General features: G+C 35.8%; 19 protein-coding genes. 10 read left to right on the top strand and 9 right to left on the bottom strand.

What is annotated here, in order from left to right; genetic code table 11:
• Positions 1-6: 6 nt before the first annotated feature.
• The 3 genes from xylE to MOC86_RS15615 form a co-directional block, all read right to left on the bottom strand.
• The gene (gene xylE, locus MOC86_RS15625; RefSeq protein ID WP_268584984.1) at positions 7-1,422 is read right to left on the bottom strand and encodes a D-xylose transporter XylE; all 1,416 of its coding nucleotides are present in this window, start codon (positions 1,420-1,422) and stop codon (positions 7-9) included.
• 439 nt (positions 1,423-1,861) lie between these two features.
• Complete coding sequence (gene xylA, locus MOC86_RS15620) at positions 1,862-3,199, bottom strand: xylose isomerase (protein ID WP_268584983.1); 1,338 nt, start codon at positions 3,197-3,199, stop codon at positions 1,862-1,864.
• Between the two features lie 299 nt (positions 3,200-3,498).
• On the bottom strand, positions 3,499-4,395 hold the full coding sequence (locus tag MOC86_RS15615) for a DMT family transporter (RefSeq protein ID WP_268584982.1): 897 nt from the start codon (positions 4,393-4,395) through the stop codon (positions 3,499-3,501).
• A 141-nt stretch (positions 4,396-4,536) separates the two neighbouring features.
• Here MOC86_RS15615 and MOC86_RS15610 point away from each other — a divergent pair, with 141 nt between their 5' ends.
• Entirely contained in the window at positions 4,537-5,958 is a 1,422-nt protein-coding gene (locus MOC86_RS15610) for a PLP-dependent aminotransferase family protein (RefSeq protein ID WP_268584981.1), read from the top strand.
• Positions 5,959-6,311: 353 nt separating this feature from the next.
• Positions 6,312-6,968 (top strand): hypothetical protein, encoded by a 657-nt coding sequence (locus MOC86_RS15605; protein WP_268584980.1) that lies wholly within the window; start codon positions 6,312-6,314, stop codon positions 6,966-6,968.
• A 54-nt stretch (positions 6,969-7,022) separates the two neighbouring features.
• On the opposite strand, the gene MOC86_RS15600 is transcribed toward MOC86_RS15605, so the two are convergent.
• From MOC86_RS15600 to MOC86_RS15585, 4 genes are all read right to left on the bottom strand, one after another.
• Positions 7,023-8,009: a carbohydrate kinase family protein gene (locus tag MOC86_RS15600; RefSeq protein WP_268584979.1), complete on the bottom strand. Its 987-nt coding sequence runs from the start codon at positions 8,007-8,009 to the stop codon at positions 7,023-7,025.
• 49 nt (positions 8,010-8,058) lie between these two features.
• Complete coding sequence (locus MOC86_RS15595) at positions 8,059-9,531, bottom strand: glycoside hydrolase family 32 protein (protein WP_268584978.1); 1,473 nt, start codon at positions 9,529-9,531, stop codon at positions 8,059-8,061.
• A gap of 11 nt (positions 9,532-9,542) precedes the next feature.
• The gene (locus MOC86_RS15590) at positions 9,543-10,784 is read right to left on the bottom strand and encodes an MFS transporter (RefSeq protein ID WP_268584977.1); all 1,242 of its coding nucleotides are present in this window, start codon (positions 10,782-10,784) and stop codon (positions 9,543-9,545) included.
• Positions 10,785-10,945: 161 nt separating this feature from the next.
• On the bottom strand, positions 10,946-11,932 hold the full coding sequence (locus MOC86_RS15585) for a LacI family DNA-binding transcriptional regulator (protein WP_268584976.1): 987 nt from the start codon (positions 11,930-11,932) through the stop codon (positions 10,946-10,948).
• A gap of 268 nt (positions 11,933-12,200) precedes the next feature.
• Between MOC86_RS15585 and MOC86_RS15580 the strand changes: the two genes are divergently transcribed.
• The gene (locus MOC86_RS15580; RefSeq protein WP_268585085.1) at positions 12,201-13,379 is read left to right on the top strand and encodes a YeeE/YedE family protein; all 1,179 of its coding nucleotides are present in this window, start codon (positions 12,201-12,203) and stop codon (positions 13,377-13,379) included.
• Between the two features lie 181 nt (positions 13,380-13,560).
• On the opposite strand, the gene MOC86_RS15575 is transcribed toward MOC86_RS15580, so the two are convergent.
• Positions 13,561-14,442 (bottom strand): LysR family transcriptional regulator, encoded by an 882-nt coding sequence (locus tag MOC86_RS15575; protein ID WP_268584975.1) that lies wholly within the window; start codon positions 14,440-14,442, stop codon positions 13,561-13,563.
• A 360-nt stretch (positions 14,443-14,802) separates the two neighbouring features.
• On the opposite strand from MOC86_RS15575, the gene MOC86_RS15570 reads away from it, so the two are divergent.
• The 7 genes from MOC86_RS15570 (at position 14,803) to cotJC (ending at position 20,087) form a co-directional block, all read left to right on the top strand.
• Positions 14,803-15,813: a DUF3231 family protein gene (locus tag MOC86_RS15570; RefSeq protein WP_268584974.1), complete on the top strand. Its 1,011-nt coding sequence runs from the start codon at positions 14,803-14,805 to the stop codon at positions 15,811-15,813.
• Entirely contained in the window at positions 15,788-16,282 is a 495-nt protein-coding gene (locus tag MOC86_RS15565) for a hypothetical protein (RefSeq protein ID WP_268584973.1), read from the top strand. The genes MOC86_RS15570 and MOC86_RS15565 overlap by 26 nt, the downstream gene beginning before the upstream one ends.
• A gap of 278 nt (positions 16,283-16,560) precedes the next feature.
• Complete coding sequence (locus MOC86_RS15560) at positions 16,561-17,250, top strand: DUF1796 family putative cysteine peptidase (RefSeq protein ID WP_268584972.1); 690 nt, start codon at positions 16,561-16,563, stop codon at positions 17,248-17,250.
• A 424-nt stretch (positions 17,251-17,674) separates the two neighbouring features.
• Positions 17,675-18,358, top strand: a complete 684-nt coding sequence (locus MOC86_RS15555) for an NTTRR-F1 domain (RefSeq protein WP_268584971.1) — start codon at positions 17,675-17,677, stop codon at positions 18,356-18,358.
• 636 nt (positions 18,359-18,994) lie between these two features.
• On the top strand, positions 18,995-19,240 hold the full coding sequence (locus MOC86_RS15550) for a spore coat associated protein CotJA (RefSeq protein ID WP_268584970.1): 246 nt from the start codon (positions 18,995-18,997) through the stop codon (positions 19,238-19,240).
• The gene (locus MOC86_RS15545; protein WP_268584969.1) at positions 19,237-19,497 is read left to right on the top strand and encodes a spore coat protein CotJB; all 261 of its coding nucleotides are present in this window, start codon (positions 19,237-19,239) and stop codon (positions 19,495-19,497) included. The genes MOC86_RS15550 and MOC86_RS15545 overlap by 4 nt, the downstream gene beginning before the upstream one ends.
• A gap of 20 nt (positions 19,498-19,517) precedes the next feature.
• Positions 19,518-20,087, top strand: a complete 570-nt coding sequence (gene cotJC / locus MOC86_RS15540; RefSeq protein ID WP_019395542.1) for a spore coat protein CotJC — start codon at positions 19,518-19,520, stop codon at positions 20,085-20,087.
• Positions 20,088-20,334: 247 nt separating this feature from the next.
• Here the strand turns inward: cotJC and MOC86_RS15535 are convergent, their stop codons facing one another.
• Entirely contained in the window at positions 20,335-21,879 is a 1,545-nt protein-coding gene (locus MOC86_RS15535) for a multicopper oxidase (protein WP_268584968.1), read from the bottom strand.
• Between the last annotated feature and the right edge of the window lie 318 nt (positions 21,880-22,197).

The following is a 22,197-nucleotide window of genomic DNA, read 5'->3' as shown; positions in this document are numbered from 1 at the left end:
ATAACTTCATACTACTTCATGCTGATCAACTTTAGTTTTTTTCCATTCATTCTCCATTTGTTCAAGCGTCTTTCCTTTTGTTTCAGGGACAAACTTCCAAACAAATAGAGCAGAAAATACACTCATTAGTCCATAGAAACCATAAGTTAAGCCGCTGCTATATTCCATCATCATTGGATAAGTAGATGAGATTAGATAGTTAGCAGCCCATTGAGTAGCTACTGCAATGGCAACGGCCTGTCCACGAATTCTATTAGGGAAAATCTCAGAAATTAACACCCAACATATTGGCCCCCACGACAACATAAAAGCAGCTGTGTATATAATAATGAAGATTAAGGTACTAATTCCAATAATATTTAGAAAAGACATTCCTGCCACACCAAACATTCCAATCGCCATACCAATGGATCCTATTGTTAGTAATGGTTTACGCCCCCACTTATCAACTGTTAAAATAGCAACAATTGTAAAGATAACATTGACTAATCCCATAACGATGGTCTGTAACATCGAAGCATCTTTTGCAGCTCCCATGCTTTCAAAAATACGTGGAGCATAATACAAAGCAACGTTTATACCGACAAATTGCTGAAATACCGAGAGCATGATTCCTACCACAATCACTAATTTCCCGTAAGCAAATAGCTTTTCAGAAGCGATACTTACTTTTACGGTTTGCTTAATTTCACTTAAAATGGCTTCCGCTTCTAAAGAGCCGTTAATTTTAGTAAGAATATTTAACGCTTTATCATCTTGATTTTTAATTGCTAGATATCGAGGTGTTTCTGGTACAAAAAGTAGAAATACCCAAAATAATAAGGCTGGAACTATTTCTGAAGCGAACATATATCTCCACCCTATGTTATTTATCCATTCTAATGGCTGCCCATTAGCAATCCCCCAGTTAACAAAATAAACGACTAGCATCCCAAAAATAATCATAAATTGGTTGAATGATACTAACCGGCCACGAATATCTGCAGGTGCAATCTCTCCTATATACATTGGCACAATAGCCGAAGCTAAGCCGACACCGACTCCCCCTATAATTCGATATAAATTAAACATAAGTAATAGAGAAATGGATGGTTCTCCCTTTGTAAAAAATAAGAACTCAGGATAAGCAGACCCTAAAGCTGATAGAAGAAAAAGGACAGCTGCGACAATAAGGGAATATTTACGTCCAAAATTTGACGCAAAATAACCGGATATTATACCGCCAATGATACAACCAATTAATGCACTAGAAATTGTTGCGCCATGTGCTAACGATCCTAAACCTAAAGGTTCGATTAAATAGGCTTCTATTGATTTTTCAGTTCCAGATATTACAGCAGTATCATAACCAAAAAGCAAACCACCAATAGCAGCTACGAGCGTAATTGAAAAAATATAAAGTGAGTTTCGCTTTTGTTTCATAGTTTTTCAGGGATAAATTTTAATAAATCAAAGAAAATTAATCTACTATATAGAACTAAATGATTAGCATTCCCCTACTTCTATTAAGGTCACTTACTAAAACGCTTACAAAAATAATGTGGTTAGAGGGTTGTTTCCCATAACTTAGTTGTTTATAGATTAATTTTTAAAATCTTCCCCTAAACTCCTTCCTATTTTAAAGTAGTTAATCACGCTTCTAGAAAACTTTTTATTTACGGAGATACTCCTCAAAACTCAATGCACTTCTTACACCTTTCTCCTTTACTTATATAAAAGTACTGACTCGAACTCTTTATATGTTTTATAGAAAAGAACCCGTCATGAAAACTTAGAGATTTAAAGAGATTCATTGACGGGTCTTTTCAAGAAATAATACAGTCGGTTTTCTTGTTACTTCTTAAGTCGTTCCTTTTTCATTTTAAACTTCCAAAATATATTGATTTAAGATGGCTTTCAATCGTTCTTGTCTTCCAGATTTGTTTTGAATTGAGTTATTATTTAGAGCGTATTGCTCAAGGGTATGGAAGTTTGCTCTTCCTTCCACAATGTCTAGTCCAATCCCTTCCGTGAAGCTACGATAACGTTCTGCAATAACATCCTCAAATACACAATCTTCAATTAATTTATGAGCTACTTTTAATCCCCTTGCAAATGCGTCCATTCCAGCAACATGGGAGTATACTAAGTCCTCTAACTCAAAAGATCCTCTTCGTACTTTGGCATCAAAGTTCAATCCTCCACAACCTAATCCTCCATTTTGCAAAATTTCATACATGGCTAATGTTGTAGAATATAAATCGGTTGGAAACTCATCTGTATCCCATCCTAAAAGAGGATCTCCCTGATTAGCGTCAACAGAACCTAACAGACCGTGGACTCTAGCTACTCTTAACTCATGATCAAATGTATGGCCAGCTAAAGTCGCGTGATTAGCTTCAAGATTCAACTTGAAATATTTGTCTAGATTATACTGTTTTAGAAAAGTAATTGTTGTAGCTGCATCTGTATCGTATTGATGTGTAGTTGGTTCCTTCGGTTTTGGTTCAATTAAAAATTGTCCTGTAAATCCAATTTCTTTTGCATAGTCAACCGCCATATGCATGAATCGAGCTAGATTATCCAACTCTAATTTTAAATCTGTGTTTAATAATGTTTCGTAGCCTTCACGCCCTCCCCAAAATACATAGTTTTCAGCTCCAAGCTCTTTCGCTGTTTCTAATCCTTTCTTCACTTGAGCTGCTGCATATGCAAATACATCTGCATTACAAGAAGTAGCTGCTCCATGAACAAAACGAGGATGAGTAAACATATTAGCTGTATTCCATAATAATTTCACATTACTTGTTTTCATATACTCTTTTATCATAGTAACGACTACATTTAAATTTTCATTTGTCTCTTTTAATGTATTTCCTTCTGGAGCAATATCTCGATCATGGAAAGCAAAGAAGGGCACCCCTAATTTTTCAAAAAGTTCAAATGCAGCTTCTACCCTCGCCTTAGCCAAGTCCATTCCTTGATACTTATCCCATGGTCTTTGCATTGTTGCAGCTCCAAAAGGATCTGTTCCATCAGCCGTAAATGTATGCCAGTAAGCTACCGAAAATCTCAAATGTTCTTTCATCGTTTTATTTCCTATGATTTCTTCCGGATTGTAGTACTTGAATGCTAGAGGATTGTTAGAATCTTTCCCTTCATAAAACACTTTGTTTGCGCTTCCAAAATAATTCCTTGCATTAGTATAAGATTTAGTCATATTGTTTCCCCCTTAGTTTAGATACGATAAACTTTAAACATTCAAATTACAGTGATTCATCATTGAAGATAAGTTATATTTTATTAATAAGATTTAAGTTAGTTTGTTCCCCTTACAAACTAACTTAAATACATATTATAAGAAATCGTTATTTCTTTCAATACCCTTTTTCAGATTTTTTTTTATTTTCTTACGGCCTATTAGTTGTTAATAAGAGAAAAAAGAATACTCATTGTTCTAGTCAAACCTTATTATCGAAGAAATTATCTTTCTGAATTGTACCCTTGGATATCTTATTATTAAAAATTCATATTATCTTTCGCTTGTGACATTTGTTGCTTTCCATGAATCAGAAAAAGTCCTAAAAATGTAATTATTCCACCTCCTACACTAAGTAAAGTAATCTTTTCGTCAAGACATATTCCTGATAAAATGACAGCTACAATTGGTATAAGATAAAGAGAAGTCGTGGCTTCTGACGCCCCTACTTTTAAGTTTATATAGGCTAAAGCTAAATAAGGTAGAACAGAGGAGAAAACACCTAAATACGTCACGGCTAAAGTAGATGAAAAAGAAGCTACTTCTATCTCTGTTAACAGCCGTGGAAAAAACCACAGCATACCAATTGTTCCTCCCCATATCGTATAAGTAATAAATGCGAACATTCCGTATTGTTTTAAGTAACGTGTTTGAAAAACAAAGTACAAGCTTTCTGAAAAAGAAGCAAGCAGAATAAACACTGTTCCGCTAATAGAGTAAGACTGGGAATGATAGCTAAGTGAAAAAAAGGCAATTCCTAAAAAACTAATAAATGAACCTAGCCATTTGCTAAACCCCATTTTTCTCTTTAAATATAGCCGTTCAAGTATTAGTGAAAATATTGGTGTAGTAGACACAAGTAAACTAGCAATCCCTCCACCTACAGTTGTTTCTCCCTTATTTAAAAAAAGATGATAAGCTGAAAATCCTAAGCATCCTAAAAGAACTAACATAGGAACATCTCTCATATTTGGTAGACCTATGCGCAGTACAATAGCTATAATCACTAGAAAGCTTGAAGCAATGAGTAACCGAAAAAGAGCTAGACTTTCAGGAGTATAAGAATGTAGGGCAAAACGAATAGCTGGAAAAGAAGACCCCCAAAAAAAGATGATAGATACATATGAAACAAGTAAGAATACTGTCCAGTTTTTCAATTTACTCTCTCCTTATTAAATAAAATCCAACCAGTTAGTCTAAAAATCTAACAAGTAGTTTCTATCCTAGATAACATTTGGTAAAATGTCTCCAACCAGTTAAATTTTTGAAAACCAACCACTTCAAAGGAGAAACTTCTTATGTTAAGTAAAACAAGCATTCCTAAGTATGAAAAAATTATGAGGTATATAAAAGAAAAAATTTCAAATGGTGAATGGCCTATTGGAAGTAAAATCCCTAGTCAACGTCAGTTAGCGAAAGAATTTAATGTGAATAGAAGTACAGTTATTACAGCATTAGAAGAGTTAATCGCGGATGGCCTACTCGAAACACAAAAGGGTGTAGGAACCATTGTAACGAACAATACATGGAATCTTTTATCTTCCTCTCTTAATTGGAATACACATGTAGAAGCAGGAATGCTGAAACAAAGCAGATCAACAGTTCAAGAAATCAATAACTCAGAGTCACAACAACAGTTTATCCAACTAAGTAAAGGTGAGCTTTCAAGTGACATGTTTCCCCTTCAGAAAATGAAAGATATTATAAATAAAGTCTCTAATCATATAACTCCTTTTGGCTATGAAGAACCAAAAGGATATTTACCATTACGAAAAGCAGTGAGCGCTTATTTACATAAAATGAATGTTAATGTCTCTCCCTCTTCAATCTTAATTGTCTCAGGAGCCCTCCAAGCTCTTCAACTTGTCTCCATTGGACTTTTACAAAAAGGATCAACAGTTCTACTAGAAAAACCTTCTTACCTTTACTCTCTTCGTATTTTTCAGTCAGCTGGGATAAATCTGACTGGAATGCCTTTGGATCATGAAGGCCTTCTCGCCCAGCATCTAGAGCATGTGAAAAAGAAAAGGAAAGAAGCTGTTCTATATACAAATCCTTGTTTTCATAATCCAACTGGAACATTAATGTCTGAGAAACGACGCAAAAGCATTATCGAAACATGTACAAACTATCAAATTCCTATTATTGAAGACGATATTTATAGAGAACTATGGTTTGAAAAAGCCCCTCCTTTACCATTAAAATCTTTAGATCAAACAGGCCATGTTTTATATGTTGGCAGTTTGTCCAAAACATTAACGCCTGGTTTACGAATTGGTTGGATAGCAGCACCAGAACCTGTTATTAACCGCCTTGCAGATATTAAGATGCAAATTGACTATGGTTCTAGCTCTCTTTCTCAACGAGTTGCGGCCGAATGGCTGCAAAGTGGGTTATATGTGGAACATGTTAAAAAAGTAAGGGAGAATCTTTTGGAAAGAAAGAATGTAGCTTTAAAGCTTATTAAACAGCATTTAGAAGGACTTGCAGCATGGGAAGAACCTCAAGGAGGCTTTTTTGTTTGGGTTCATATTCTTGCCCCAATTTCTATGAAAAGTCTTTATGTATGTGCTCGTACACAAGGGATATTACTAAACCCTGGTCATATTTATCATGAACAATCTAGTCGTTATATACGCCTCTCTTATGCATATGCTTCAATGCAAGACTTAGAGATTGGGATTAGGAAATTAGGTTTGTTGATTAGAAGTTTATCTTAGTGATGAACGAGTATTTAAAAAACTAGGGTTTATTCGGTTCCTTCTTCATTTTGGTCATCTAAGTTTATTTCAAAATTTGTAAAACATAATGACAGGAAGATTGAGAACGTCTTTCTCACTTTAGAAGTTGAAGGATTACATAATGGGAAACCCTCTACTCAAACTTTCTCCCTTTCTGCTTCGTCAGATTATAAAACAACAGCTATTGTAACAGCTTCTTTAGCTAAAATACTCCTAGAACAATATCTTAATGGCGTGTTGTTTCCATTTGAGTTTGCTGAGTTTAACGAGATTCTAGCGCATATAAAGGAGCACTCGACTTTTATGAAGAAGTGAGAGAGGAGAAAGTATACTTGTTTATTATGTTTTTAATTGGACTAGTTGTGGGATTAGGGCTATATCTATTAACTTACGTTTTTGCAAAAGAGATAGAAAATAGAAGAAGAGTATTGACTTTAGCTACTATTGGGGGGTTATCTTTACTTGGAAGTATTGCTGTAGCCTACCAAGTGGAAACATTAGGATATGGGATCGCTTTTTTAATATCAAGCCTAGGTATTTTAGTTATTTCCTTCCTGTTAACTTTGTTTGGAAAAAGTATTGTATGGAAAAAGAGTGTTTTTACTTTTGTTATTTTGTTTGTTATCGTCTCTAGTTGTCGGATGTATATGAAGCAAGTTGACTATTGGGTTATAAAAGAAACTAAGGTTTTTAGTGACGAAGAAGAATCCTATCTGCAACTTCTCCAAAGGGATCCAACAATTCAAGGCTATAAAGCATTTGAACAAGTCGTTGTCTTATCTTTAGGGGAAGAAATGGCAGGAGATAATATAGAAGTTCTAGACGTAGAAGAAGACGGAAATACTACTGTAATTAAGGTTAGAACGTTCTACAATCGTTCTGATGAAAAGAATCCTTTTATCGCTATTGGCTTAGATAGAGTTCAATCCGATGTCGTGATTGAGGATACGAATGGCACTGTCTTTAAGGAGGCACCAGACGTAGAGTAGCCTTTACATAAGTACCCCCGCCTCTTTCTACAAAGAGACGGGGGTATCATTTTCCTATGCTTCTGTTTTCCGTGTTTCAATAAATCTTAATACATGCTCTTTTCCTGGAGCAGATTGAATTGCTCCTTTGACGGAGGCCGTTAACGCTCCACTTGCATTTGCAAAAGTAAGAAGCTCTTCATGATGTGCTCTTACTTGTTCAATCAAGTTCTCACTTGTAATCTCATACTGTGAAAGCTCTGATAAAAAGCCGCCAATAAAAGCATCTCCAGCACCTGTTGTATCAGCAACAGTTACTTTAAATCCTTTTCCTTCATACGTTTCACCATTTTCAAAATGAATAGAAGCCCCGTGTTTACCTTTTGTATAGACAACAACTTTTACATCTCCTGTGAAAAGCGCCTTAATGCCCGCTTCTTCATCCTCTATGCCTGTAATAAACGAAAGCTCTTCATCCGATATTTTAACAATATGAGAGAGCGGTAAAAATTCTAAAATTGCTTTACGGCAGCTTTCTTTATCAGGCCATAATGGAAGGCGCACGTTTGGATCAAAGCTAATGATTCCACCCTTTCCCTTCATTTCCTTGATTGCTTTTTTGTGCGCAATTTTCATTGGACTGTCAACTAAGTCTACAGAGCAAAAATGAAGAAAGTCTTCTCCACTAAACCACTCTCCATCGATTTCCTCTTCTGAAAAAAGAAGGTCAGCTGCGTTTTGACGATAAAAATTGAACGTTCTCTCACCAAATCTGTCTACTGAAACAAAAGCAAGACCTGTTTCACCTTCATCTGATCGAACAATATAGGACGTATCAACATTTGCTTTTTGTAAAACATCCATAATATGATCCCCAAAATGATCATTTGCCATTTTTGTTAGCATAACAGCTTCACAGCCGTACTTTGCCGCTGCAATCGCAACATTCATTGGCGCTCCGCCTGCTACACGTTCAAAGCCAGCTACTTCTTTTAAACTCTTTTCTTTTTGAACGGGAATAAAATCAATTAATGTTTCACCAATACAAAAAATTTTGCTCATTATGTACACCTCAATTTTGTGAGCAAGCTTGCGCTTGCTCACCCTTATTCTACTTCCAAATATCTTTCAATTTCCAATACATAAACTCTTTAACTTTTACCTCACCTTTGTTTGCAAAGCACATCACGCCTAATCTTTCTTCCGTTGGGTATATACGACTTGTCATCGTTTTCATCCCATCGTTTGCAAACACTTCAATTGAGGATCGATCAAGGAAAATACGTAGTGTAAGCTCCCCATCATTCCCAAGCCCTGTTGTTCTTACCCCATCTTCCTTCTTGCCCATTTTAGAGCAGTCCAGAGAAAGCTTTTCATCTCGAATATGATAGGTAATCACAACTTCCTCTTCTTCGACGCCTTTAATCGTTAATCCAACTGATTCTGCCTTACAATCTGTTAAATCAAACTCTGCTTTTATCTCTAGTAAACTACTGTTTTCCTTTGCTAAATGATAATCTGAAATGCTTGTGTTTTCAAGTTCTACACTCTTTGTTTCACGCAATTCTACCATCTCATCTACAGGATTCATAAAAACAGTGTTGTTCTTTCCGAGCGTTAGCCCTCGAGGAATAGTTAATGCTCCACACCATCCGTCTTGTTTTGTCGGCATTTCGCTTTCCCACATATCCATCCAACCGATCACAATGCGACGGCCTTTCTCATCTACTAGCGTTTGAGCGGCATAAAAATCGTGGCCATGATCTAATTCTAGAAATTCACCTTTTACGTACTCATTTTTTTCGTAGTCATATTTGCCAACAAAATAACCTGTTTGAAAGAGATTGTTATAATTGTCTCCTTTAGATTCTATCCCTTGTGGAGAAATTAACAGGATATGCTTTCCTCCCAGCTCGAAAAAGTCTGGACACTCCCACATATATCCTAGTGTTCCATCACTTTGAGCAAGAACCCCAACATACTCCCATTTTCTTAAATTCTGAGATTTATATAAAATTACTCTTCCTGTTTGATTTTTTGTTGAGTTTCCAACAATCATATACCATTGATTATTATGCTTCCATACTTTCGGGTCGCGGAAATGATGAGCACTGTCTTCAGGAGGATGAGCAATAACAGGATTTTGACCTACTTTCTCAAATACTACTCCATCTGTACTCACCGCAATATTTTGAGTTTGATAAAAAGTGTCTTCCTCTTGATTAATATAATTGTGACCTGTATAAATAAGGGTTAGCTCTCCGTCATTGTTAACTGCACTGCCTGAAAAGCAGCCGTCCCTATCGTATTCATCACCAGGCGCTAACGCAATCGGAGCATATTCCCAGTTCACTAAATCTTTACTTTTTACATGTCCCCAGTGCATAGGACCCCAGTTTTCATCATATGGATGATGCTGATAAAAAACGTGATATTCTCCTTTGTATCGAACCAAACCGTTTGGGTCGTTGATCCAGTTCCCTTCTCCCATAATATGATAACCTAACCGATACCGAGGATTTATGTTTTGTGTTGTTTTTTTGATAGCTTCTTCAGCTTTTTGAAGTTTGTGATCTATTACCATATTACTTCCTCCTATACTACTCTTTTTATATTTTTCCCACCTTGAGGTATTCCTCTAGTATGCTTAGAACCTAGCAATGTGAAGATGGATATAATCGTAAAACCTAACACCATTGTTCCCATTACAAGATAAGAGTATCGAAACCCAATGGAATCATACAATATCCCTGAAATAGGCGATAAAATAGCTGCTCCTACTTGTGACGCAAATTGAAAGCCAACAAGATATAAAATGGATGATAAACGAGTATCAAAATTAATTGCTAAATATTTAAAAATCGAAATCAACATAATTGGTAGCTCTAAAGCGTGAATAAGCTTCATCGAAGAAATTCCAATTGGACCCATCACAAGCCCTGAACCAATAATTCGAAAGGCCATTAGAAATCCTGCTAATAATAAGCTGTTTTTTGCGCCAAGTTTGTTTACCATAAACGGAGCTAAAAACAGCATCCCAGCTTCTAAAAACACCTGAACAGAATTAAGATATCCAAATACTTGGTTCCCTAATGCCTCACTTGGAAAAACAGATGCATAGTAGATCGGAAATTGTTGATCATACACGCTATATACGCAAGTCACACCAACTACATAAAGCATTAAAAACCAAAAATCTTTTAAAAGAAAAAGTTGACCTACGTCTTTTAAAGAAACAGATTGGGCTTTCTCGACTTCGTACGTTGTCATCTCTATTTTTATAGACAAAATAATGAAGACAAGAATAATTGCCGACCCAGAAGCAATCCAGAAATTAATATTAGGGTTAATGTTAAATAACTGACCTGCAAAAAATGTAGCTGAAGCCCACCCTAATGATCCCCACATTCTTGATTTTCCATATTCAAACTGGTATTTTCGGCTGATCTTTTCAATATACGATTCGATGGCTCCTATTCCAGCTAAAAATGAAACACCTAAGTACATCCCTCCTACAATTGCTCCAAGCAAAACATTGTACTGAAGCAATGGCCCATAAATGAAAATATAGAATGGTCCAACAAATACAAGTAAAAGGCTAATAAAAAATAAAATATTTTTCTTCAAGCCAATTTTGTCTGATATATATCCATATATCGGCTGCATACACAAAGCAAAGATAGCGTTTACAGAAAAGATTAAACCAGTTGCTGATCCACTCAATTTAATCTCTTGACCAAGCCAAATGGAAAAGAGAGAATAGCTAGCAGACCATGTAAAGAAAAAGAAAAAGAAATACGCACTTAACTTCCAATACAACATTTTTGAACTTTTCATTTGGATAACCCCTTTGATTAGAAATGAAAAACGAATGGTTTGTTATTGAAAGCACTTTCATAGATAATTCTATGTCAACCGGTTTCATATGTCAACCGGTTTCATAATTTTTAATTTAATTCTTCAGAAAACAACATAGGACACTGCCTAGAGGCAATGTCCTATGTTGTTTCACCTTCAATGAGCGTTACAGGTAGCTTTGTTTCACTTTTGATATTGTGAAACTCTCCGCTAATCCCTTTTAACAGCATATCAACAGTCGTTTGAGCGATAGAGTAGATTGGCTGTTGAATGGTTGTTAATTCAGGTAATAAAGTTTGCGCTGTTTCAGTTCCATCATATCCGACAACTTTAACGTCCCCGGGGATTTTCTTTCCTCTTCGTTTTGCTTCGCGGATAAAAGAAGCCGCAAACAAATCATTACTCGCAAAAACTCCGTCTACATGTGGATGTTCATCTAAAATTCGCTGAATGATTTCATCCTGACTTTTTGGATCAAATGTTTGAGGGACTTCATATGTAATCGGCTTTTTACCGCATTCGTGTAATACATCCTCATATGCCTTTCTTCTAAGCTGTTGCGCTGGGGTTTCTATATCAGACTGACCGTTAATATGTATAATGTATTCGCACTGTTTTGATACGAGCAGTTCTGTTGCTTTTCTTCCTCCGTCATAATTATCACAGCTTACAATTGGAATCGTCTCTGATAAATATCTGTCAACAGCAACAACAGCTAGATTTTGCTTATGATAATCAATAATTCCGTGATTGTGGGTCCCAACGATTATGCCGTCTACTTGATTGCGTAGGAGCATTTCCACATACTTTTCTTCTTTTTCTATACTATTTAAGCTATTGCATAGCAATACTTTATAGCCTTGTTCAGCACAAATATTTTCCAGATGAAAAATAAGCTCTCCATAAAAAGGATTGCTTGTTGTTGGGAAGATAACGCCAATTAAGTTAGTTCGTTTATTAAATAATGACCGTGCTAAATCATTCGGAAAGTAGTTTAATTCCCTCATAGCTTTATGTACATTTTCTCTTGTTTCTTTACTGATGTACCCACGGTTATTCAGTACACGAGAAACCGTTGTGGGAGAAACTCCAGCTAGCTTTGCTACATCTCCAATCTTTGTTTTCATCGATTTTCCCCTTTCACATGCTCTTAAGCTATTATACCTTTCCTATGGAATAATGTACAAAATATTGATAACGCTTTCCTATTTGAAGCACACATTAAGTTATAAAATCTCCATGATTATTCTATCCTTTTTCCACTAACTAACATTTTAATAAATCAACTCTAAACACTAGAAACCCGATAGGAATTATTGTATTATAATACAAAAAGGAGGGGTTACATTGGCAACAATGGTTAATAATCAATCTGTATCGTCAACTCAGAAGGTAATGAAAACCCCAAATAATCGGAATACATGGTTAAGTGTTTTATCACTTCTCATCCTGATTGGCGGTACTATTTTCTTATATACAAAAGTATCTTTTAATCAATCGCTTTTATATGTATTAGGCGGAGTTGGAGGCTTTATCTTATATCAAGCCCGCTTTGGTTTTACATCTGCATGGCGTCAATTTATTTTACACCGCCGTGGTGAAGGTATTCGTGCTCAAATGATTATGATGCTTGTAGCAAACGCGTTATTTTTACCGCTTCTTTTGAAAGGAAGCATGTTTGGCCATTCTATTTCCGGATATGTGTCTCCAGTAGGAATGTCTGTATTAGTCGGCGCCTTTATTTTCGGAATTGGAATGCAAATGGGCGATGGATGCGCATCAGGTACGCTGTATCATATTGGTGGCGGTGATATGAACGGTGTTGTAACATTAATCGGATTTATTGCAGGCTCTGTTATTGCTGCTACTCATTTTAATTGGTGGATGAATACACCGCAATTTCAACCAATTTCTCTTATTGAACATTTTAATGTTGTAACAGGTTTTCTTGTGCAGTTTATCATGCTTGCTATTGTTTACTTTGCGACAATCTTGATTGAAAAACGTAAACACGGCAAACTTATCCCTCAAAAACGAGAAAATGCAAACGGATGGAAAGTCATTTTCAAAGGTCCTTGGCCACTTATTTTAGGTGGAGTTGCGCTAGCCGTTCTAAACGCTCTTATCTTAATGATTCAAGGAAAGCCTTGGGGAATTACATCTGCTTTTGCTCTGTGGGGTTCAAAAATCACCCAAGCTTTTGGGGCAAATCCTGAGACATGGTCATACTGGCAGGATCCTGCAAAGGCTGCTTCACTAGAAAGTCCATTATATATGGACATCACAACCGTTATGGATATCAGTCTTATGGCTGGAGCACTTCTTGCAGCTGCTTTCGCAGGTCGTTTCAGCAAACCTGTCCGCTTTAAACTGCCGACCCGCATGACAATTGGTTCATTAGTTGGTGGATTAATGATGGGATATGGAGCTCGTATTTCATTTGGATGTAATATTGGAGCCTATTTTGATGGAATTGCTTCCTTTAGCATGCATGGCTGGCTTTGGTTTGTTGCTGCATTTATCGGAAGCATCATCGGTGTAAAACTCCGTCCATATTGTGCTTATAAGAAATAAAGAAAAGAACATGTAAAAAGACCTTATCTATGTAGATAAGGTCTTTTTACATGTTAGCCATACCCAAAACAACGAAAGGATAACTTGTTTTTCCATTTTTCCCCTTCTTATTTTGTCTCATCCTTATCTCTTTTCATACTTTATGTAGTTTACTCATTACAAAGTTTTAATGTTTCATATTTCAAAGCTCGTTTTTGCACTCTAAAACAAAATTCTTCAAGTTCAATGTTGGAGCAGACATGTATGTTTTTTCATTCCAGGCAAGCCCTATTAATCGTTCACACTTTGGAGAACGAACAGGAATTTGGATAACGTTGCTTTCCTCCGGTTTATGTAAACGAGGCAATAATGAAATTCCAAATCCAGCTGAAATTAGCCCTGCAACTGTGGGAACTTCTTCTCCCTCAAAAGTAATGTTTGGGATAATTCCAACTTTCTCAAACAGCTGATCTGTAATGGAGCGCAACGAATATCCTTTTTTTAAGAGAACAAATTTCTCCTCTCGTACTTCCTCTAATAAAATGCTTTTGTAATGGGAAAACCGGTGACAAGTTGGAACACTGAGAAAGAGCTCTTCTTTCCTTAAAATTCTCCAGTGAATGGGATGCTTAATTTCCATATTTGAAAGCAGACAAATATCAATTTCTCCTTCTTCTAGCTGGCGAAGAAGAGTGTGAGAATTATTTTGATAAAGACGAAACTTTGTTTTTGGATACACTTCTCTAAAAGAGCTAATAAGGCGTGGAATATAACTTGGTCCTAGTGTATGTAGAAATCCGAGGGAAATCTCTCCTTCTTCAGGATCCAAAAGGGCTTGAATCTCTCTCTTTCCTTCTTCGAACTCTTTCATAATCCGTTCGACTCGTTTTAAGAACAAATGACCGTATTTATTTAACGAAATAGAGCGACCTTGCCGATCAAATAGTGGAACACCAACTTCCTCCTCTAACCGAGAAATGGAGCGACTTAACGCAGGCTGTGATATTGATAATAGCTTCGCTGATTGTGTCATATGTTCTGTGCGTGCAAGCATTCGAAAATACTCAAAATGATGCCATTCCATAAAGCTCTCCTCCACATACAGATAAATTCATACCTAGCTATATTATATATTACAATTGCTTTTTGTAGTTATTTATGTCTCTTTCTCCAAATTGATACTTGAGAAGCTTATTTGGTCCCTGTGGAGAAACCAAAATTTCAAAAATATGTAATATTTTTTTATTCTTTATAGATAAGGCAATCTTCACCTTCTATTTCTTACTTTCAAAAGGAACTTAGTAAACCAATAAGCAACAAAGGCTATTGCTACACCCTTGAGATTATGATGAAACGTAGAGCCCAATCCTGAAGTTTGTTCTAAATTATAATATAGCTCTATTGGGATATACTAGCGTAGACAAATTTGCAGGAGGTTAATAAAATGGAGAACATTACTCATAGTGGTAAGATGAGTTCCTCGGAACTTGCAAACCTTTGGTCACAATACCTCAACGATAGCTTATCACGTTGCATCATTCGTTATTTCATTAATACTGTAGAGGATAAAGAAATAGGTGAAGTCCTTCAATTTGCCCTAGAGTTATCGGAAACCCACCTTCAAAAGATAAGAGAATTTTTAACAAAAGAAAACTATCCCATTCCAAAGGGATTTACTGATGAGGATGTCATACTAGAGGCACCAGCTCTATTTACAGATACATATATTATTGTTTTTATGCAAATCATGTCTGTCCATGGTATGACTAGATATGCAGGAGCTATTGGCTGTGCAATTAGAGAAGATCAAAGGAAATACTTTAAACAAGTTATTTCTGAGTCAGTGGAATTATATGATTTAGCTACTGGTGTTCTTGTAAGTAAAGGAATTATTAGTAACCCTCCTACTTTTAACAATCATCAGAAAGTTGAGTTTGTGAAAAAACAAAGTTATTTAACAGGTTGGCTTGGGAAACGTAGACCTATCAGTGCCATTGAAGTTAGTGGTACCTATCTTAATATGCAAAAGACATTAACAAAACTAGTTTTAGAATTGGGATTTAGCCAGGTTTCTCAATCCAAAGATGTTCGAAAATATATGAAAAGAGCTAGATCAGTTTGCCAAGAACACTTCGAAATCCTAGCTTCAATGTTAACAGACGATAATTTACACATTCCTAGAACGTTTGATTCCGAGGTAACAGATTCAACAGTTCCTCCCTTTTCTGATAAACTCATGATGTTTTTAATATCTAGCCTACTCTCTTCAGCTATTGGATATTATGGTGAAGCTATGTCATTATGTCAACGAAGGGATTTGGCAGCTAATTACGCGAAAATGATTACTGATATTGCAGTGTTAGCAGAAGACGGCATAAATTTACTAATAGAAAATGAATGGATGGAGCAACCTCCACTAGCGACAGATCATGACGATTTGGCAAAAAATAAATGACTTTAGTAAGAACGAAAAAAAGGAACAGATAATTGAGAGTATATTTTGGAGTATAGCTTTACCTGGTTTTTCTCAAATATTAAATGGGAGGCTATTTAAAGGGATTTTATTTCTTGTCTTTGAAATGGTAATAAACGTTAAGGCCAATTTTAATGAAATCATTCAATTAAGTTTTATGGGACAAATAGATGCGGCAATTGCTCAAACAAATTTCCAATGGCTTATGTTTTATCCTTGTTTATACTTTTTTTCAATGTGGGATGCCTATAAAAGTTCAGGTGGTGGAAAGAGCCACTTCTCCTATCTTCCGTTCGTTTTCTCAGGATTTTTCGTTACAGTTGGGATTATGTATTCAACAAAACTAAAAATGTTTGGTTTCTTATTAGGACCCGTATGGCTTCCAATGTTGGGGGTTATCCCTGGTTTAATAATTGGTTTTTCTCTAAAAAGAATCCTAACATCACATTAAGGGTAAACTTAATTGTTTATCCTTTTTATCTTTTCATTCCATTACCAAATGTAAAATTAAATCTCCTTAAGATATTACTCAATTCAAAAGACAGCTCCTATTTAATAAGTGCTGTCTTTTGAATGTTAAGATTACTTTTTTATATTTTGTAGTTTCTTTATAAAGATATGGCTTCTATAGGGTACTGACCCTCATATAGACTTTAAAATAAATTGTCCAAACAATTCCAACCAACTAAGCATTTTATATTAAGAGACCTTTTAAAAAATAATAGGAGGATGATTAACTTGAACTTACAAGATATCAAAGGATCTTATGATGCTGTATTTAGTTTAGGAAGTGCTTGTAATCCAGCTCTTCAATTCCAACGCCTTAATTTAAAAAGGTTTACATCAAGTCCACTAGATTGGAGTTACTCTCCATTCCTTTCAGATGTAAATAGATTGTTTAAAAATAATTTTAAGGGATTTATGGAACTTAAAAATATGCGTGTAGTAAATGATAAAGGAGATTATGTATATGCTCATGATGGAGCCCCTGTTGTTCCAGATAAAGAAATTCAAATACCAACAAAATCCTATGTGATACAAGATACTGTTTATAATATCTTTTCAGCTCACGATTTCCCTATTATTGGAGATCAAAGTTGGATTGTAACCTACCCTTCTTTTAAAAAAACACTAAACTATCGAATATATAGATTTCTAAAAAAAGTAGCAAATAGTGAATCCGTTCTATTTGTTAGATGGGTAGCTAACTATGATGAAGCAGTCGAATTACAATCTATTTTATCTCACATGGTAAAAGGATGTTTTAATGTCCTTATCCTTAATCCAGTAGAAGACTTGGAAGAAATTATTGAAGTAGAGTGGGAATTAGATAGAACATGTGTAGTTAACGTTCCTAGTGATCCTAACAGCGATTCGACATGGGATCATGTTCTAAATGGAGTAACATTAACGAATTAATTGTTTTTAGACTACTAAATCTTTTAATTAAATCAGATTTTGCATATTCCTATAACTCTATATCTAACTAATAATTTTTATACAATTCTAGCTGATATAAAACATGTTCAAAGAAATAACGAAGGCGCGGAACCCTTAAATAACAAGGAATCCGCGCCTTCTGTTTTTTTACTCTCTAGGCCAGTTTTTTTTGTCCCTCACTGATTTAACAAACTTTTCCCCACTCCGCCATGAGAAAAGAGAATAGAAAATTGCATTTTTCACAACTCCTCCCAGTCCTTAAACCTTACTCATCCCCCTTTATCTGGAAAAAAACACTAAAAAGGATAAGTGCCCGCGCCATTTCTAAGGAAGAGACATAGGATAAACAGTATTACTTTAAATAGTAATGCTACTTTAATAGAATGGAGAAATAATGAACAACATGAGTATTCAGAACTTAATTGTTAATGGAGGTTTCGAAACAGGAACACTTTCTCCATGGTTTTTTTCCAACGCAATAGTGACCAATCAATTTTCACATTCCAACTTTTATTCAGCAAGATTACAGGGTGGAGACACGGTTTCCTATATTGGGCAACTTGTTCCCGTGAATCCAGGAGACACCTTTGAATTACTCGTTTCCTTAGCCAAAGTAGGATTGGACCAGGCTGCTCCTATACAGATACAAGTTATTTATTTAAATGATCTTTCTAATTCTCTTGGAAACGGACTCTTTATAAACATTCCAGTAAACCGAATTCCTACAGCCGATAATAATACATGGCTTGAAATCCACCAAATTACAACTCCAGCTCCCCCAAGTGCTACACAGGCCTTTGTTTTAATTAATACTGGGCCTCAAGTAGGCACAGCCGATATTTTAGTCGATGATGTTGCTCTATTAACTGTAATTGGCGTAACAGGACCGACTGGACCGACTGGACCTACGGGTGCCACTGGCGACCTTGGACCAACTGGACCTACAGGTGCTACGGGTGATGTCGGACCAACTGGACCTACAGGTGCTACGGGCGACCTTGGACCAACTGGACCGACTGGACCTACGGGTGCTACGGGCGACCTTGGACCAACTGGACCGACTGGACCTACGGGTACTGTGGTGTAAGAGTTACCCCTGTCGATTAGACAGTCATAAAAAAGACTAAACGACCAGTGTGTTTCGATATTGTATCGAGGCACACTGGTTTAACTTTTTCCGGAATTGTTCGTGATTATAAAACCAAATCTAATCCTGAATAGCTTGAGAAGTTTTCCTTTACCTCTTAAAACAAAAAATAGTTATTTTCTGTTTTAAGAGGTAAAAAAAGATTCAATGCATCAATTTCATTTTTATACTATATTATATATCACAATGCCTTTTTGCAGTTATTTGCGTCTCTTTCTAATCGTTGATATTTAAGATTTCTCCTTAGAATGAACTCTTGATTTTTACGTAGTCTTTTGTGGTTGCTTTTATTATTTATGCAATTGTTTCTGAACTCCTAAGCGCAAAATACTTTAGTAACAATGCCATATAACATCCTAAATAAAATAAAAAAGCCCAGATCCCTTATCATAAAAGAGATCTGGGCTTTCTAATTTTCTTGAAATCCATTATGTGAACTAAGAGTAAATATGATATATATCCTAAAAGCAAAAAAACTCCTGGTAGGTTAGTCAGAAATTTTTTCCGATTTTAACATTAGCATACTTAAATATGCATATCATTAATCATAATGTTTTTTAGAGAAAGGGGTTCAGAATGTACAATAAAAAATCAACATTTACAACTTTAAAATCGTATAAACCTTTCCATAGTATATATGATCCTTGCAGACCGATTGGTACTAAGTATTATTCTACGCCTCCTCAACTATATATGGGGTTTCAACCACCAAATATGCAACAATTTTCTCCTAGAGAAGCATTAAAAAAAGGAACATTATGGCCTGCATTTTGGGATTACTATGAGAATCCATATAAAGTAAAAAAGAGGGATGAAGAATGAAACAATTACCTCCAGAGTACTATCAAGAATTAGAAGAAATTCAGGCTATTGATTTTGTACTTGTAGAATTAACCCTTTATCTAGATACACATCCAAACGATCAGCAAGCACTGCATCAGTTTAATGAATATGCAAAATATGCTAAGAAACTTAAAAGAAGTTTTGAAACAAAGTTTGGTCCTCTTCAGCAATATGGAAATAGCTATACAGATGCAAAATGGAGTTGGGGAACAATGCCTTGGCCATGGCAAATATAGTTTAGTAAAGGAGAAATCTTATGTGGGTTTATGAGAAGAAATTGCAATATCCAGTAAAAGTAAGTACCTGTAATCCGACGCTAGCAAAATACCTTATGGAACAATATGGTGGAGCTGATGGAGAATTAGCTGCTGCATTACGTTACTTAAATCAGCGTTATACAATCCCAGATAAAGTTGTGGGATTATTAAATGATATAGGTACAGAAGAATTTGCTCATCTCGAAATGATTGCCACAATGATTTATAAACTGACAAAAGATGCTACACCAGAACAATTAAGGGAGGCTGGATTGGCAGAGCATTATGTAAATCATGATAGTGCTCTTTTCTATAGTAATGCTGCAGGAGTTCCTTTCACAGCAACATATATCCAAGCAAAAGGAGACCCAATTGCAGATCTTTATGAGGACATAGCAGCAGAAGAAAAAGCAAGAGCTACATATCAATGGTTAATTGATATATCAGATGATCCAGATTTAAACGATAGCTTGAGGTTCTTAAGGGAAAGGGAAATTATTCATTCTCAACGTTTTCGTGAAGCTGTAGAAATATTAAAAGAGGAAAGGGATAGAAAGAAAATCTTTTAATACTATCTATTAAGGCATTATTGTAGGTTTTTTAAAATAACAAAGAGAATGTCGTTAGTAATGATGCGACTCTCTTTGTTATTTTGTTTCTGATAATAACGATTATGTGAACTAAGATAGTATATGATATTCAAAGTTAGTTTATAGTGAGATATTCCTTTCAATAAGGGAGAACACAGCTTTCATTTTTTACATACGGCTTATCTGGTTATCTCACCAACGAAAATCGATCACTCATCCTCTCTCCTTATTTATCACCACTCAAATCCTTAGGATCTATAACCGTAAATGGACGCATCATGTCATAGTCTTCATGTTCTAAAATATGACAATGCCAAACATAATTCCCCGTGTAGGGACCAAACCGGGCGATGACACGCGTGATTTGAGCAGAGGGAGCTGCTATAGTATCTTTCCATCCTCTTTCGTTGGCTTTCGGTCGTATGGCTGGGCCAGTATATACAATTTGGCCCTCCTGATTATAAAGATCAAGATCAAATGGACGGCGATCTAAAACCTGAAATTGAATCAAATGAATATGAATCGGATGTGTGAATCCAGTGATGTTGATTAATGACCAAGTTTCCGTTGAACCTAAACATGGCTTTTCCGTTACAGATGCCGACCACGCTTTATTATTTAATAGCAGCAAAGGTCTTCCGTATTTATCGGTCGAACCTGTAAGTTTCAGATTTCGAATTGTCTTTACTTCATTTTGCTCAAGAGAAGGAATGTTGGATAGGTATTTCGGAATGACAGTTTTATCCTCTCCTTGTAGAGGTAGGCTCACTTTAAATTGCATGACTTCCCCCGTATTATCATTTGGATTTGCATTAGGACCAAGATCATTTTTTAAAGTTATGGTTTCGCCTTCATATTTAGAGAAATCGAAAATAAAGTCTACGCGTTCTGCTGGCTCAATTGCAAAATTTTTCAGGTGTACGGGTTTTTGTAACAGGCCTCCGTCTGAACCGATTTGATGAAAAGACTGCCCAGAATCAAGATACAATTGATAAGCCCGAGTATTCGAGGCATTCAGTAGTCGGAATCGATATTTGCGTGGTTCTACTTCTAAATATGGCCATACCTTTCCATTGACAAGAATGGTATCTCCCAGGAAAGCCGGAATAATTGAGGGATTCGGTAAATTTTCAGAAGGATTGTTAGGTCGTTTCGGATAAAAAAGGGAACCGTCCTCATTGAATGATCGGTCCATAATCATAAGTGGGATTTCATAGTCTCCTTTTGGTATATTTAACGAGTTTTCCTTTTCATCGCGAATGATATACATACCAGCGAGTCCAGCATAGACGTTGAGTCTTGTAATGCCCATAGCGTGATCGTGGTACCAGAGTGTTGAACCCCGTTGATGATTAGGATATTCATATATTTTTCTTTCAAAAGAAGGGCCTACCTCTTTAAATCCTCTGGTAAACCATGCCTCTGGATAGCCATCACTAGATGGTCGAGTCTCACTTCCGTGTAAATGGACAACGGTCCGTACTTCTGGTTGATGAGCAACATGGTGTATCGATCGGTCAACTGGAAGGAAATGCTTATTGGGGAGATTATTAGTCCATTTGATTTGAGTACACTCCCCCTGTTTGACATCAATGATGGGGCCTGGAAACTGACGATTATATCCCCATAGACGTGTCGGTTGTAAATCTCTGTGCAGTTTTTGATAAAATTCTTCCATTCCAATTTCGTAATAAGATTCTTTTTTGCTTTTCCGCTCTGGTTTGGCAGTCTTCATGAGTGGTAGCTGATCCACAAACTTCATGAGATTCATAGGTTTCATCTCCTGTACCTGTATGATTAGGTTAGAAATTTAATATATTAGATGATAAATTCCTATTATTGATTGGGCTTTTTAATTGGTTTTTGAATTCTTTCATCTTTTTAGAAAAGGAACAGAAAATCTCTTATCAATTTAATAAGAGATTCTCTGCTTAAAGATTTTTAGTTAATCTACAAGTGGCATATTTACGTAAATATTGACCGTTGGCAATCATTAGATTTTATTATCAAGACCTAAATCGTAAAAAGGATTAAAAAATAAAGGTTGATACATATTAGTCATGACTAATATGTATCAACCTTTTACTTC

The organism is Priestia endophytica (genome assembly GCF_026790145.1).
GTDB lineage: Bacteria > Bacillota > Bacilli > Bacillales > Bacillaceae_H > Bacillus_I > Bacillus_I endophytica_A.
The sequence above is the reverse complement of the archived record's forward strand: the minus strand, read 5'-3'. Positions and strand labels throughout refer to the sequence as shown.

Coding starts and splice junctions, on each gene's coding strand:
- MOC86_RS15580 (WP_268585085.1), top strand. CDS start 12,201: ATGAAAACCCCAAATAATCGGAATACATGGTTAAGTGTTTTATCACTT.
- xylE (WP_268584984.1), bottom strand. CDS start 1,422: ATGAAACAAAAGCGAAACTCACTTTATATTTTTTCAATTACGCTCGTA.
- MOC86_RS15565 (WP_268584973.1), top strand. CDS start 15,788: ATGACGATTTGGCAAAAAATAAATGACTTTAGTAAGAACGAAAAAAAG.
- MOC86_RS15555 (WP_268584971.1), top strand. CDS start 17,675: ATGAGTATTCAGAACTTAATTGTTAATGGAGGTTTCGAAACAGGAACA.
- cotJC (WP_019395542.1), top strand. CDS start 19,518: ATGTGGGTTTATGAGAAGAAATTGCAATATCCAGTAAAAGTAAGTACC.
- MOC86_RS15595 (WP_268584978.1), bottom strand. CDS start 9,531: ATGGTAATAGATCACAAACTTCAAAAAGCTGAAGAAGCTATCAAAAAA.
- MOC86_RS15550 (WP_268584970.1), top strand. CDS start 18,995: ATGTACAATAAAAAATCAACATTTACAACTTTAAAATCGTATAAACCT.
- MOC86_RS15560 (WP_268584972.1), top strand. CDS start 16,561: ATGATTAACTTGAACTTACAAGATATCAAAGGATCTTATGATGCTGTA.
- MOC86_RS15575 (WP_268584975.1), bottom strand. CDS start 14,442: ATGGAATGGCATCATTTTGAGTATTTTCGAATGCTTGCACGCACAGAA.
- MOC86_RS15600 (WP_268584979.1), bottom strand. CDS start 8,009: ATGAGCAAAATTTTTTGTATTGGTGAAACATTAATTGATTTTATTCCC.
- MOC86_RS15610 (WP_268584981.1), top strand. CDS start 4,537: ATGTTAAGTAAAACAAGCATTCCTAAGTATGAAAAAATTATGAGGTAT.
- MOC86_RS15545 (WP_268584969.1), top strand. CDS start 19,237: ATGAAACAATTACCTCCAGAGTACTATCAAGAATTAGAAGAAATTCAG.
- MOC86_RS15535 (WP_268584968.1), bottom strand. CDS start 21,879: ATGAATCTCATGAAGTTTGTGGATCAGCTACCACTCATGAAGACTGCC.
- MOC86_RS15585 (WP_268584976.1), bottom strand. CDS start 11,932: ATGAAAACAAAGATTGGAGATGTAGCAAAGCTAGCTGGAGTTTCTCCC.
- MOC86_RS15590 (WP_268584977.1), bottom strand. CDS start 10,784: ATGAAAAGTTCAAAAATGTTGTATTGGAAGTTAAGTGCGTATTTCTTT.
- xylA (WP_268584983.1), bottom strand. CDS start 3,199: ATGACTAAATCTTATACTAATGCAAGGAATTATTTTGGAAGCGCAAAC.
- MOC86_RS15570 (WP_268584974.1), top strand. CDS start 14,803: ATGGAGAACATTACTCATAGTGGTAAGATGAGTTCCTCGGAACTTGCA.